The organism is Sphingobium limneticum (genome assembly GCF_008710155.1).
Classification (GTDB): domain Bacteria; phylum Pseudomonadota; class Alphaproteobacteria; order Sphingomonadales; family Sphingomonadaceae; genus Sphingobium; species Sphingobium limneticum.
On record NZ_VYPZ01000003.1, the window covers coordinates 69,801 to 82,284 of the forward strand.

Here is a 12,484-nt window from a genome sequence, read left to right on the forward strand (position 1 = left end):
AAGTCAAGCGGACAAGAAAAAAGGGAGGCGTTGCCGCCTCCCCCATTTCCTTTTACCTGACAGCGTTCGCTTAGTAGCGATAATGGTCCGGCTTGAAGGGGCCTTCCACCGGCACGCCGATATAGTCGGCCTGACGCTGGCTGAGCTGGGTCAGCTTCACGCCCAGCTTTTCCAGATGCAGCGCGGCGACCTTTTCGTCCAGATGCTTGGGCAGGACATAGACGTCGTTGCCGTAGGTTTCGCTCTTGGTCCACAGTTCGATCTGCGCCAGCGTCTGGTTGGTGAAGCTGGCCGACATCACGAAGCTGGGGTGGCCCGTCGCGTTGCCCAGATTGACCAGACGGCCCTTCGACAGGACGATGATCTTCTTGCCATCGGGGAATTCGACTTCGTCGACCTGCGGCTTGATTTCGGTCCACTTCATGTTGGACAGGCCAGCGATTTCGATTTCGCTGTCGAAATGGCCGATGTTCGACACGATCGCCATATTCTTCATCGCGCGCATATGATCGACGGTCAGGACGCCTTCGTTGCCGGTCGCGGTGACGAAGATGTCGGCGCGCGGTGCGGCGTCTTCCATCGTCACGACTTCATAGCCTTCCATTGCGGCCTGCAACGCGCAGATCGGATCGACTTCGGTTACCAGCACGCGGGCGCCGCCATTGCGCAGCGACGCGGCCGAACCCTTGCCGACGTCACCGAAGCCGGCGACGCAGGCGACCTTGCCGGCCAGCATGACGTCGGTGCCGCGACGGATCGCGTCGACCAGCGATTCCTTGCAGCCATAGAGGTTGTCGAACTTCGACTTGGTGACGCTGTCGTTCACGTTGATCGCGGGGAAAGGCAGCTTGCCCTTCTTCGACAGTTCATACAGGCGATGCACGCCGGTGGTGGTTTCTTCCGACACGCCCTTGATCGACTGGACGGTCTTGGTCAGGAAGCCGGGGCGTTCCTTCAGCACGCGCTTCAGCACGGCGACGAAGATTTCCTCTTCTTCGTTCGACGGCGTGAACAGCTCTTCGCCCGCCTCGACGCGCGCCCCCCACAGGGCGAACATGGTGGCGTCACCGCCATCGTCCAGGATCAGGTTGCACACGCCGCTGTCGTCATTGTGCCAGTCGAAGATGCGCTCGACATAGTCCCAATATTCCTGGAGGGTTTCGCCCTTGATCGCGAAGACCGGCACGCCCGACGCGGCGATCGCGGCGGCGGCATGATCCTGCGTGGAATAAATGTTGCAGGTTGCCCAGCGGACCTGTGCGCCCAGCGCGGTCAGCGTTTCGATCAGCACGGCGGTCTGGATCGTCATGTGCAGCGAACCGGTGATGCGCGCGCCCTTGAGCGGCTGCGACGCACCGAATTCGGCGCGCAGGGCCATCAGGCCGGGCATTTCGGTTTCCGCGATCTCGATTTCCTTGCGGCCAAAGGCGGCAAGGGCGATGTCGGCGATCACATAATCCTGCGCCTGGGTGGCGGGTGCAGTGGCCACGATCGTATCTCCGTCAGCTAAAGATTAGGCCTTGCCAGCGTCATGCCGGGCGAGGCGATGGAAAGCGCCTTACCAATGGCCAGCGCGCATGGCAACTCATATAAAGATTTCTTTATGTGGCTTATGCCGAACCGGCGCCCGATACGAGGTGGGAGGCATCCACCCCGGCGGCGGCGTAGGCGGCGGCCCATTTGCGCCGGGTGGGAATGTCGAACAGCAGGTCGGGATCGCCATCGGCCAGGAACCAGCTTTCCCCGGTCATTTCCTGCTCCAGCTGCCCTGCCCCCCAGCCGGCATAGCCCAGCGCCACCAGGTAGCGGCTCGGTCCCCGCCCCTCCGCAATGGCTTTCAATATGTCGAGCGAACCGGACAAGCCCCAGCGGTCGCCGACCTGCACCATGTCCTGCCCGCCCCAATCGAGCGAATGGAGGACGAATCCGCGACGTGGCTCGACCGGGCCACCGCGCAGCACGGGCACGTCCGGCACCTGGCTGCCGTCGATATCGAAGCTTTCCAGCAGTTCGCGGAAGGATACGCCCTCCATCTCCTCGCCCACGGCGATGCCCAGCGCGCCATTCTCGTCATGCACGCATAGCGCCACCACCGAATGGTCGAAGCGTGTGTCGGCCATGCCGGGCAGAGCGAGCAGGAAATGCCCGCCATAGAAGCGCGTTTCAGTCATGCTTCGAATATAGAGGGCCGCATGAGCTTGCCAAGGACGCGCGTCGCAGCATTGGGGCGGCACGACATATTCATGGGCGCATCCCTTGACAGAAAAGCCCCCAGCGCCGACCTCCCGCCCGTCACAAGGCCAGGAGACAAGACCATGACCATTTCCAAGGGCGATCGCCTTCCCAGCACCACTTTCACCAAGATGACCGAAAACGGCCCCGAAGCCGTGCCGTCCGAAGACTATTTCGCGGGCAAGACCGTTGCGATCTTCTCGGTGCCTGGCGCCTTCACCCCGACTTGCTCGGCCAAGCATCTGCCCGGCTTCATCGACAAGAGCGAAGCCTTGAAGGCAAAGGGCGTAGACGAAATCGCTTGCACCGCCGTCAACGACGCCTTCGTCATGGGCGCGTGGGGCAAGTCGGCCGGCGCCGATGGCAAGGTTACGATGCTGGCCGACGGCAATGCCGATTTCGCGCAGGCGGTGGGCCTGACGATGGACGGCAGCAAATTCGGCCTGGGCACGCGCGGCCAGCGTTTCTCGATGATCGTCAAAGACGGTGTGGTTGAGGAACTGAACGTAGAAGCGCCGGGTGATTTCAAGGTTTCCTCGGCCGATTACCTGCTCGAACAGCTCTGATTGTTTACGGATCGGGCGGCGGATCGGAAATCCGCCGCCCGATTTGCACGCGACGTCTTCCTTCCGTCACGCAAAGACGGTAACAGGAGGCGATGACACAAAGCATCGGCAGCAAGGCGGTCGCACAGCTCGACCATATCTATCAGACATCTATCGAAACTCTGCGGGAAGCGATGCGGGCCTATGCCCGCGACGGCAGCGTTCCGCCGCTCGAGGCGAAGGCCGACCGGCGCTATTGCTATCCCGAATTGCGGATCATCTATCATGGCGACAGTGACGCGCCGCCACCGGGCCGCTCCTTCGCGCGCCTGTCGAAGCCGGGCCGCTATGTCACCACCGTCACCCGCCCGGCGATGTTCGCCGACTATCTGGCCGAACAGATCGACCTGCTGGTCCGCGACTATGGCGTAGAGGTCGAAACGGGGCTGAGCGATCAGCAAATCCCCTTCCCTTATGTGCTCGACGGTTTGGACATGAGCGCGCTGGACGGCACGCCGCCGACCGAATTGGCCCGCTATTTCCCGGCCACCGAATTGGCCGAGATCGGTGACGAGATCGCGGACGGCCTGTTCATGCCGGACGTCGATGGCGACCGTCCGCTGGCGCTGTTCGACGGGCTGCGCACCGACTTCTCCCTCGCGCGGTTGAAGCACTATACCGGCACCCCTGCCGAACATGTGCAGCGCTACATATTGTTCACCAACTATCACCGCTATGTCGATGAATTCGTCGCCTGGGCCTGCGACGAGCTACAGCGCGAAGGCAGCCGTTATACTGCCTTGTCCGGCGCCGGCGGCGTATACGTCACGCCAGAAACCGCCGATCCTGCCCGCATGATCGCCGATAGCGCGTGGCGCCGGCATCAGATGCCCGCCTATCATCTGATCGCGCCCGACCGCAGCGGCATTACCTTGGTCAATATCGGCGTCGGCCCGTCCAATGCCAAGACGATCTGCGACCATCTGGCGGTCGTCCGTCCCGAAGCCTGGCTGATGATCGGCCATTGCGGCGGCCTGCGCCCCAGCCAGCGGATCGGCGACTATGTACTGGCGCACGCCTATCTGCGCGACGATCATGTGCTGGACGAAATGCTGCCGCCGGAAATCCCGGTGCCCGCGATCGCCGAAGTACAGGTCGCCATGGCACAGGCCGCCGAAGCGGTGCTGGGCAAGGGCGATCCGGAGGATTTCAAGCGCCGCCTGCGCACCGGCACGGTCGTCACCACCGACGATCGCAATTGGGAATTGCGCTATTCCAGTTCGGCCCTTCGCTTCAGCCTGTCGCGCGCGGTCGGCATCGACATGGAGTCGGCGACCATCGCGGCGCAGGGCTATCGCTTCCGCGTGCCTTACGGCACGCTACTTTGCGTGTCGGACAAGCCGATCCATGGCGAATTGAAGCTGCCCGGTCAGGCGAACCGCTTCTATGAAGAAGCCATCGCGAGCCATCTGCGCGTGGGCCTCATGACCTGCGAATTGCTGCGGGAAGAAGGGGCGAAGCTGCACAGCCGCAAGCTGCGCGCCTTCAACGAGCCGCCTTTTCGTTAAAGCGTTTTCCAGGCGGCCGAAATCGGCTGCCGACTCAGAAAGCGCGGCTAACCAAGAATTTAGAGCTGCTGATCCGATGCAATCGGATCGGTGGCTCTAAGCAGCTTCGCTCCAGATGGCGATGCGGTCCTTGCCGTCCTTCTTGGCGGTGTAGAGGGCCGCATCGGCACGGGCGAACATGTCTTCCAATTGCTGATCGGTCGGCACCAGTTCGGCCACGCCAAAACTGGCGCGCAGCCCGGTAACAGGCACGCCGGGCAGCGCCAGATGGGCAACCTCGGCGCGCACACGCTCCATCACTTCGGCCGCAGCGGTGGCTGCGCTGTCCAGCAGCAACAGGCCGAACTCGTCGCCACCCATGCGCCCGACCACGTCACCGCGCCGCACCGCACTTACCAACAGGCGAGCGAAGCCGCGCAGAGCCTGATCGCCGGCAATATGGCCATGGCCATCATTCAGCCCCTTGAACCCATCCAGATCGCACACCACCAGCGCCAGCGGTCGCTTGTGGCGCCGCGCCTGCGCGATCGCCTGGGCCGCTGCTTCGTCCAGCCCCCGACGATTGAGCACCTGGGTCAGCGGATCGTGCCGCATCTGCGTGCGCAATTGCAGCGCCAGGTCGCCCGCCACCACCAGCACGGCAGTGACGGCGGTGGCCACATAGATGGTCGGCATGAAGATGCTGAAGATCAGCCGATAGATATCCTTGCCGGCCTCCGGCCCCCGGATCAGCGTGGCCGACCCCGCCAGCGCCAGCTGCACGACGACGAAAGCCAGCAGCGCAGCGCAGAAAGCCAGTTCGGGCGGCGTAAAGCGCCGATCTTTGGGCCATAGCGAGAAGGCGCTCACGGCCAGCAAAGCGCCGACATAAGCCGGGATGATGAAGCCCTGCATGATCTGGCTGCCGACCGGCCCGATGGCGAAAGCCATTGCCGCTATCACGATCGCAGCCGGCACGGCAAAGCCGGCCAGACGCAACGGCTTGCCCGATCGTTGGCGCACGCCGATCGCCAGCAGCGATCCACTGATGATGAGGCCAATACCAGTAATAATGAACCAGAAAGGGCTTTTCAGGAAGAAGCCGCCGGCATTGGCCATCCATTGCAACGTGCCCACCGCATAGGATGCGGTCCAAGTCAGCACATGTTTCTGCCGCCCGAAATGGGACCAGGCCACAGCCAGTGCGATCGTCATGACGGTCGCCGTACCAAAGAGCAGGGCAAGAAGAATGGCTGGCGCGTTCATGCGCCAGCCGCTTATCAATCTTTACACCGACTTACCAGCCGCAAGACTTGCCTTTATTCTGTTGAACCAACCACTTCTGCAGTGGTGCGAAATAATTGACCAATGCCTTGCCGGACATTTCGCGGCTGCCGGTAAAGGCCTGCAACGCGTCGGGCCAGGGCTTTGAGGCGCCCATCTTCAACATCGCATCAAGTTTCGCGCCTACGGCCTTGTTTCCATAGAAGGAACAGCGGTGGAGCGGCCCCTTCCATCCCGCCTGCTTGCATGCGGCTTCATAAAATTGGAATTGCAGCACCCGCGCCAGGAAGTAGCGGGTATAAGGCGTGTTGCCGGGTATATGATATTTGCCGCCGGCATCGAACTTCGTTTCATCGCGGGACACGGGCGGAACGATGCCCTGATATTGGCGGCGCAGGTCGGTCCAGCTCTTCTCATACTGGCTCTGCGGAATCGACCCGTCGAACACGCCCCAGCGCCATTTGTCGATCAGCAGGCCGAACGGCAGGAAGGCGACCTTGTCCATCGCCTGACGCAACAGCAGGCCCAGATCCTTGTCCGCGCCGGGCACCTTTGCTTGGTCCAGCAGGCCGATCTTCACCAGATAATCGGGCGTGATCGACAGGGCGACGAAATCGCCGATCGCTTCGTGGAAGCCATCATTCGCACCGTCCAGATAAAGCGGCTTCTGGATCTGATAGGCGCGCTGATAATAATTATGGCCCAGTTCATGATGGATGGTGACGAAATCGTCGCCATTCACCTTCGTGCACATCTTGATGCGAATGTCGTTCTTGTTGTCCAGATCCCAAGCCGACGCATGGCAGATGACTTCCCGGTCGCGCGGCTTGGTGATTTGCGAGCGATCCCAGAAGGTCTGCGGCAGGGCCTCGAAGCCCAGCGAGCTGTAGAAGCCCTCTCCCGCTTTCACCATCTTGACCGGGTCATAGCCCTTGGTCTTGAGCAGGTCGGTGGTGTCGAAGCCCAGATCGCCCGCCCCCGCCGGCGCCACGACATCATAGATATTGCCCCATTCCTGCGCCCACATATTGCCGAGCAGGTCGGCGCGGATCGGGCCGGTCTTGGCCTGTACCGCATCGCCATATTTCTCGTTCAACTTGGTACGGGTATAGCAATGGAGATCGTCGTAAAGCGGCTTGACCTCCGCCCAGATCTTGTCGGTCAGCTTGGCGAAATCATCGGCCGGCATGTCATATTTGGACCGCCACATCGCGCCGGTATCGGCAAAGCCCAATTCCTTGGCCCCGGCATTGGCGATGTCCACCAGCTTGGCGTAATCCTGCCGCATCGGCGCGCCGACATTGTCGTGCCAGCTGACCCACATTTCCTTCAATTCTTCAGGGTTGCGGTTTTCCCCCATCTGCTCTTCGATATCGCTGCCATTGATCGGCTGGCCCTTGAGCGTGCCCTTGCCCTTGCCATAGGCTGACTGGAGCTTGGTCGCGAGGTCGTTGAGTTCTTCCGCTGCCCCCGGCGTCGTCGGCGCAGGCAGAGTCAGTGCGGTGCGCAGCAGGGTCAGCCGGCGCTTGGTTTCCTCCGACAGGCCCGGCGCTGTCGCATATTTCGCGGCCTCCAGCGCGTAATCGACGCGCTGTCTGGTGTCGATCGCGCCGAAATAGGAAGCGATCGCGTCGGTATCGTCGGTGATATAGGTGGCGTTGATCCACGCCGCCCGGCCGCTGACGATGGACTGGTCGAACAGGGCCTTCTCAGCCTTGGTCAGGAAGGCGTCCGCTTCGGCCGCAGTCGGCGTAGCAGCGGCGGGCGCCTGCTGCGCCAGCACCGGCGATACAACGAGGGCGGCCGCAAGCGCGGCCATGGAAATAGCGATTTTCATGAGTGTCCCCTATAGGTTTATGAGGGGAAACTGACTTGGCAGAGCGATACAGTCAAGCGGTCAGGAAATCGACCATCGCCTGACCCAGTTCCTTGCGGGTCACGGCGTTCATATGGTTGCCCGGTATCTCGACATAGCGGCCGTTGGGCAGCACATCGACCAGTTCCTGCGCGATGCCGTTATCCTGATCGTCCGCGCCGCAAATGACCTCGGCCGGCTGCTGGAAACCTGCAATCGTCGCTTCATCGGTATCGACGAAGGTGTTGAGGATATGCAGCATGGCCACCGGATCGCCCTTGGTCGTCTTCAGAAACGCCTCGGTCATCCATTCCGACGTGCCGCGCTCGAACGTGCCGAGGTTGGTCAGCACATTCTTGTAATAGCCACCCTTGTCGAGCGTCTTGACCAGGCCGCGCAACCCCATACCGGCCAGGATCACGCGGCGCGGCGTCGCCCCGCGCGCCAGCATACGCACGGTCGTGCGTGCGCCCAGCGAATAGCCGCCCAGATCATAATCGGTCAGCCCCATCTGCTCGACCAGCGCCAGATTGTCGTCGGTCAGCGCGTCGGCCGGATAAGCGGCAGCGTCATGCGGTTTGGCGCTTTCGCCATGGCCGCGCAGGTCCGGCAGGATCAGGCGGAACCCCGCCTCCACCAACTTGGCGGCATGGCCATAGCGGACCCAGTTGGTGAAGGCATTGGAGAAGTAGCCGTGGATCAGGACGAGGTCTCGGCCCTCTCCGACCACATGCACCGCGATCGGCAACCCGTCCCGGCCCTCAATATCATGGCGTTCGATCTTGAGGTCGGTCATCGCAGGCTATTCCTTATGGTCGGGCTTGCCTTGCCGATATGGCGTCATCCCCGGCGGCGCAAGAGCGCGATGAGCGCCAATGCGCTCCCGACCTGCGCAGCGGCCATATCCTTCTGCGCGTCCCAGACGTCGCCTTGCTGCCCGTTATAATAATCGGCCGTTTCGCCGGCCGCCATGATGGTGAGCAGCCATTCGAATATCTCGTACAGCGCGCTGCCAAGGCCGATGGCGGCAAAGGCGAAACACAGGCTCCATCCCCATGACAGCCCGCCATGCCGCCGCGCAAATTCCGCCACCGGCAGCGTCAGCAACGCACCGAAGGAAAAATGCACCAGCCGGTCATAACCGTTGCGCGTCGTGCCGAAGAGGCTGGAGAGATTATGCGCGCTCACCGTCCGCGCCCAATCATCATAGGGCACATAGCTGTAGATCCAGCGCGCACCCAAAGTGTGCAGCAGCAGGAAGAGCCAGATGCAGGCGGCAGCGGATGTAGAAAGCGGCCAGCGCCGCAACAGCCATGGCGCGGCCAGGGTCAGAGCGACCGTCGGTCCATGCTGGAGCGGGGCGAGATCGGGAAAGGGCTGCGCGATATTGGCCGCGCCGATGGCGGCCAGCAACATCACGATCATCCGGCGCTGCGCGATCGGAATGGCCTTCCACATCGTGACAGGGCTGGAAATCATAGATTCCCTATGGAACGAAGCATCGACAGGAACTGATTTTCTACTGTTCCCCGGCAAAGGCCGGGGTCCAGTTCCGCGCAATCAACTGGATCCCGGCCTTCGCCGGGGAACAGCATGATTGAACTCTTCAATCGTATCAACGTAGCAAGGCCTCAGCCCTTCTTGAGGTGACGACGGCCCAGCAGTTCGGCGATCTGCACAGCGTTCAGCGCCGCACCCTTGCGCAGATTGTCGCTGACGCACCACAGGTTGATGCCGTTTTCGATCGTCGAATCTTCGCGCACGCGGCTGATGAAGGTCGCGAAATCGCCCACGCATTCGATCGGCGTGATGTAACCGCCGTCTTCGCGCTTATCGACCAGCATGATGCCCGGCGCTTCACGCAGGATGTCCTGCGCTTCCTTGGCCGAAATCTCATTTTCGAACTCGATATTGATCGATTCCGAATGGCCGACGAACACGGGCACGCGCACGCAGGTCGCCGTGACCTTCACCTTGGGATCGAGGATCTTCTTGGTTTCCGCGACCATCTTCCATTCTTCCTTGGTCGAACCATCGTCCAGGAAAACGTCGATATGGGGGATCACGTTGAAGGCGATCTGCTTGGTGAACTTCTTGGGCTCGGCCGGATCGCCGACGAAGATGTTGCGGCTCTGTTCGAACAGCTCGTCCATGCCCGCCTTGCCCGCGCCCGACACCGACTGATAGGTCGACACGACCACGCGCTTGATCTTCGCGGCGTCATGCAGCGGCTTCAATGCCACGACCATCTGCGCGGTCGAGCAGTTGGGGTTGGCGATGATGTTCTTCTTCGTATAGCCGTCGATCGCGTCCGGGTTCACTTCCGGCACGATCAGCGGAACGTCCGGATCCATGCGGTAAAGCGAGCTGTTGTCGATCACGACGCAACCCGCCGCCGCCGCCTTGGGCGCATATTCGGCCGTCGGGCCGCTGCCCGCGGCGAACAGGGCGATGTCCCATCCGGTGAAGTCGAAATGTTCAATATTTTTGCATTTGAGTACCTTGCCCGTCTCACCGAAATCGACATCGGTGCCGGTGGACCGCGACGATGCAACCGCCGCAATCTCGTCAATAGGGAACTCGCGCTCGGCGAGAATGGTCAGCATCTCGCGGCCCACATTACCGGTGGCACCTACGACGACGACCCTGTAACCCATGACTAAAGTCTCCATTTCAACGCATCATTGCGGAGTGCGCGCCATAGCGATGTGGCCGCATTTGTCCAGAAAGAAGGGCTTTGCTGCTGCAAAGCCCTTCAACAGCGCAATTTAATTTCGATAGTGCGTCATTTCAACGGTGGCCCACCTGCTTCCTGCGCCAGGAAATGCTCGATCGTCTTCCACAGGTGCACGCTGATGCCCGGCCCGCCGACGCGATGGGTCTGGCCTGGATAGGCCATCATCTGGAACGGCACCGCCGCGCCCTGCATCTTCGCCATCAGCGCGGTGGCATTGTCGAACACCACATTGTCGTCCGACATGCCGTGGATCAGCAGCATCGGATCCTTGATCTTCACCGCCTCATCCACGGCACCCGACGCCGGATAGGCGCTGGGCTTGTCCTGCGGCTTGCCCAGATAGCGTTCGGTATAATGGGTGTCGTACAGTTCCCACTTCGTCACTGGCGCACCGGATACGGCGGCGGCAAACACGCCCGGCGCCTTCTCCAACAGCTTGAGCGACATATAGCCGCCATAGGACCAGCCATAGGTGGCGATCCGCTTGGGATCGACGAAGGGCTGCGCCTTCAGCCATTCCACGCCCTTCAACTGATCGTCCACCTCCACAGTGCCCATGGCGCGATACAGCTGATCCTCGAATGCCTTGCCGCGATCGGGCGTGCCGCGATTGTCGATGGCGAAGACGATCCAGCCGCGATCCACCAGATATTGGTTCAGCGCGCCCGACCATGTGTTGGTCACCTGCCGCCCGCCATTGGGACCGCCATAGTGGATCATGAAGACAGGATAGCGTTTTCCCGGCTCCATCTTTGGCGTCATGATCTTGGTATAGAGCGTCGATCCATCGGCGGCCTTCACGGTGCCGAAGGTGGTCTTTACATGATCGGCGACATAGGGCGCATAGGGATGGCTGCCCGTCAGCGCATTTTGCGACAACCATTGCAATTGCTTGCCGCTGCTGTCGGCCAGATAGACCTGCTTGGGCTGGTCCACATTCTGGCGCGTCACCACGATCTTGCTGGCGGCGCCGTCCATCACGGCGTCATTCCACCAGCCATTGGCGGTCAGCGCCCGCGCCTGCCCCGCCTTGCCGAGTGACGTCACATAAAGCTGCTGCTCCAGCGGCGTCTCACGATTGCCGGTGAAATAGACCAGGCCCTTGGCCTCATCCACGCCCACCACATCGCGCACTTCCCAATTGCCGCTGGTCAGCGCCGTCCACTTGGCGCCATTGACGCGATAAAGATGGCCATGGCCGCTTTTTTCCGACCACCACAGGAAACTGCCGTCGCCCAGCGCATGGAAATTGTTCGACAGGTTGATCCAGCTTTTCGCGCTTTCGCTCAGCGCCACCTTCGCCTTGCCCGTAGCCGGATCGACCGCCAGCAGGTCCAACCGCTTCTGATCCCGGCTCTCACGCTGGACGTAGAGCGTCTTGCCATCCTTCGACCAATCGACGCGGGCGAGGTAGATATCCTTGTCCGTGCCCATATCCACCTGCACCTGTTCCGATCCGTCCGGCTTCATCACGAACAGGTCGACGATGGCATTGGGCGTGCCGGCTGCGGGATAGCGCTGCTGATAGACTTTCGTCCCCTCGCCGCCGATCGCGGTCCGGGTGACGATGCCGACCGGGCTTTCATCGACGCGGGCGACGGCGATGCGGCTGTCGTCGGGCGACCACCAGTAACCGGTGCGCCGATCCATTTCCTCCTGCGCGACGAATTCCGCCACGCCCCAGCTTAACGTGTCGCTGGCGCCCTGCGTCAACTGCCGTTCCTGCCCGCCGATCGGCTGGGTAAAGAGATTGCCGTCCCGCACGAAGGACACAAAACCGCCCTTGGGGCTGACCACGCCATTCAGTTCGCCATCGGGCGTATCGGTCAGGCGCGTGACCTTGCCATCCAGGCCGGCCAGATAGAGGTCGCCATCGACCGGCACCAACAGGCTCTTGCCGTCCGGCGCCCAGTCATAGCTGGTGATGCCCGTGCTACCCGCGACGCTGCGATCGCGTTCCCGCTGCATCTTTTCGGCTTCGCTCAAAGCCGCGCCGCTGCCGGTCTTCTTCGAATCGACCAGCATGCGTTCCGCGCCGGTCTTGCTGTCGATCGCCCAAAGGTCGAGCCGCTCTTTCTCATCCGCGCGCGGTTTCAGCAACGTGACCAGCGATCCGTCGGGTGACAATTTCAACGCGCGGGGCTGCGGCCCGGCCAGGTCGGGGCTGGCAAAGACGCGCTCCAGCGTCAGCTTTTCCTGCGCTTGCGCTACGATGGTCGGGGAAAGCAGCAGCACGCCAAGCGCAGCGCCGCATTTCAGATAGGGGGGCATGATGATCCTTTCC

The 12,484-nt window shown here is 61.9% G+C and carries 10 protein-coding genes; 2 read left to right on the top strand and 8 right to left on the bottom strand.

All coding sequences use genetic code 11. The annotated features are described in order from the left end of the window. Positions 1-70 precede the first annotated feature (70 nt). Positions 71-1,489 carry an adenosylhomocysteinase gene (gene ahcY / locus F4U94_RS05015; protein ID WP_120250124.1) on the bottom strand — a complete coding sequence of 473 codons (1,419 nt, stop codon included), beginning with the start codon at positions 1,487-1,489 and terminating at the stop codon, positions 71-73. Positions 1,490-1,610: 121 nt separating this feature from the next. Then, complete coding sequence (locus F4U94_RS05020; RefSeq protein WP_120250123.1) at positions 1,611-2,171, bottom strand: YqgE/AlgH family protein; 561 nt, start codon at positions 2,169-2,171, stop codon at positions 1,611-1,613. A gap of 144 nt (positions 2,172-2,315) precedes the next feature. Between F4U94_RS05020 and F4U94_RS05025 the strand changes: the two genes are divergently transcribed. Further along, positions 2,316-2,798, top strand: coding sequence for a peroxiredoxin (locus F4U94_RS05025; RefSeq protein WP_120250122.1), 483 nt, complete (start codon positions 2,316-2,318; stop codon positions 2,796-2,798). Between the two features lie 92 nt (positions 2,799-2,890). Continuing rightward, positions 2,891-4,345: an AMP nucleosidase gene (locus tag F4U94_RS05030; protein ID WP_120250121.1), complete on the top strand. Its 1,455-nt coding sequence runs from the start codon at positions 2,891-2,893 to the stop codon at positions 4,343-4,345. 96 nt (positions 4,346-4,441) lie between these two features. Here the strand turns inward: F4U94_RS05030 and F4U94_RS05035 are convergent, their stop codons facing one another. From F4U94_RS05035 to F4U94_RS05060, 6 genes are all read right to left on the bottom strand, one after another. After that, the gene (locus F4U94_RS05035) at positions 4,442-5,590 is read right to left on the bottom strand and encodes a GGDEF domain-containing protein (protein WP_120250120.1); all 1,149 of its coding nucleotides are present in this window, start codon (positions 5,588-5,590) and stop codon (positions 4,442-4,444) included. A 31-nt stretch (positions 5,591-5,621) separates the two neighbouring features. Beyond that, on the bottom strand, positions 5,622-7,445 hold the full coding sequence (locus tag F4U94_RS05040) for a M2 family metallopeptidase (protein ID WP_120250119.1): 1,824 nt from the start codon (positions 7,443-7,445) through the stop codon (positions 5,622-5,624). A gap of 52 nt (positions 7,446-7,497) precedes the next feature. After that, positions 7,498-8,259, bottom strand: coding sequence for an alpha/beta fold hydrolase (locus F4U94_RS05045; RefSeq protein ID WP_120250118.1), 762 nt, complete (start codon positions 8,257-8,259; stop codon positions 7,498-7,500). A gap of 44 nt (positions 8,260-8,303) precedes the next feature. Then, a complete protein-coding gene (locus tag F4U94_RS05050; RefSeq protein ID WP_120250117.1) occupies positions 8,304-8,942 on the bottom strand; it encodes a DUF2238 domain-containing protein in 639 nt (212 codons plus the stop codon). 152 nt (positions 8,943-9,094) lie between these two features. Further along, on the bottom strand, positions 9,095-10,120 hold the full coding sequence (locus tag F4U94_RS05055) for an aspartate-semialdehyde dehydrogenase (protein WP_120250116.1): 1,026 nt from the start codon (positions 10,118-10,120) through the stop codon (positions 9,095-9,097). Between the two features lie 128 nt (positions 10,121-10,248). Beyond that, positions 10,249-12,471, bottom strand: coding sequence for a S9 family peptidase (locus F4U94_RS05060; RefSeq protein WP_120250115.1), 2,223 nt, complete (start codon positions 12,469-12,471; stop codon positions 10,249-10,251). Positions 12,472-12,484 lie beyond the last annotated feature (13 nt).

Excerpts from the sequence above, each read along its gene's own strand:
- F4U94_RS05055 (WP_120250116.1), bottom strand. The coding sequence starts at position 10,120 with ATGGGTTACAGGGTCGTCGTCGTAGGTGCCACCGGTAATGTGGGCCGC.
- F4U94_RS05045 (WP_120250118.1), bottom strand. The coding sequence starts at position 8,259 with ATGACCGACCTCAAGATCGAACGCCATGATATTGAGGGCCGGGACGGG.
- F4U94_RS05030 (WP_120250121.1), top strand. The coding sequence starts at position 2,891 with ATGACACAAAGCATCGGCAGCAAGGCGGTCGCACAGCTCGACCATATC.
- F4U94_RS05050 (WP_120250117.1), bottom strand. The coding sequence starts at position 8,942 with ATGATTTCCAGCCCTGTCACGATGTGGAAGGCCATTCCGATCGCGCAG.
- F4U94_RS05040 (WP_120250119.1), bottom strand. The coding sequence starts at position 7,445 with ATGAAAATCGCTATTTCCATGGCCGCGCTTGCGGCCGCCCTCGTTGTA.
- F4U94_RS05035 (WP_120250120.1), bottom strand. The coding sequence starts at position 5,590 with ATGAACGCGCCAGCCATTCTTCTTGCCCTGCTCTTTGGTACGGCGACC.
- F4U94_RS05020 (WP_120250123.1), bottom strand. The coding sequence starts at position 2,171 with ATGACTGAAACGCGCTTCTATGGCGGGCATTTCCTGCTCGCTCTGCCC.
- F4U94_RS05060 (WP_120250115.1), bottom strand. The coding sequence starts at position 12,471 with ATGCCCCCCTATCTGAAATGCGGCGCTGCGCTTGGCGTGCTGCTGCTT.
- F4U94_RS05025 (WP_120250122.1), top strand. The coding sequence starts at position 2,316 with ATGACCATTTCCAAGGGCGATCGCCTTCCCAGCACCACTTTCACCAAG.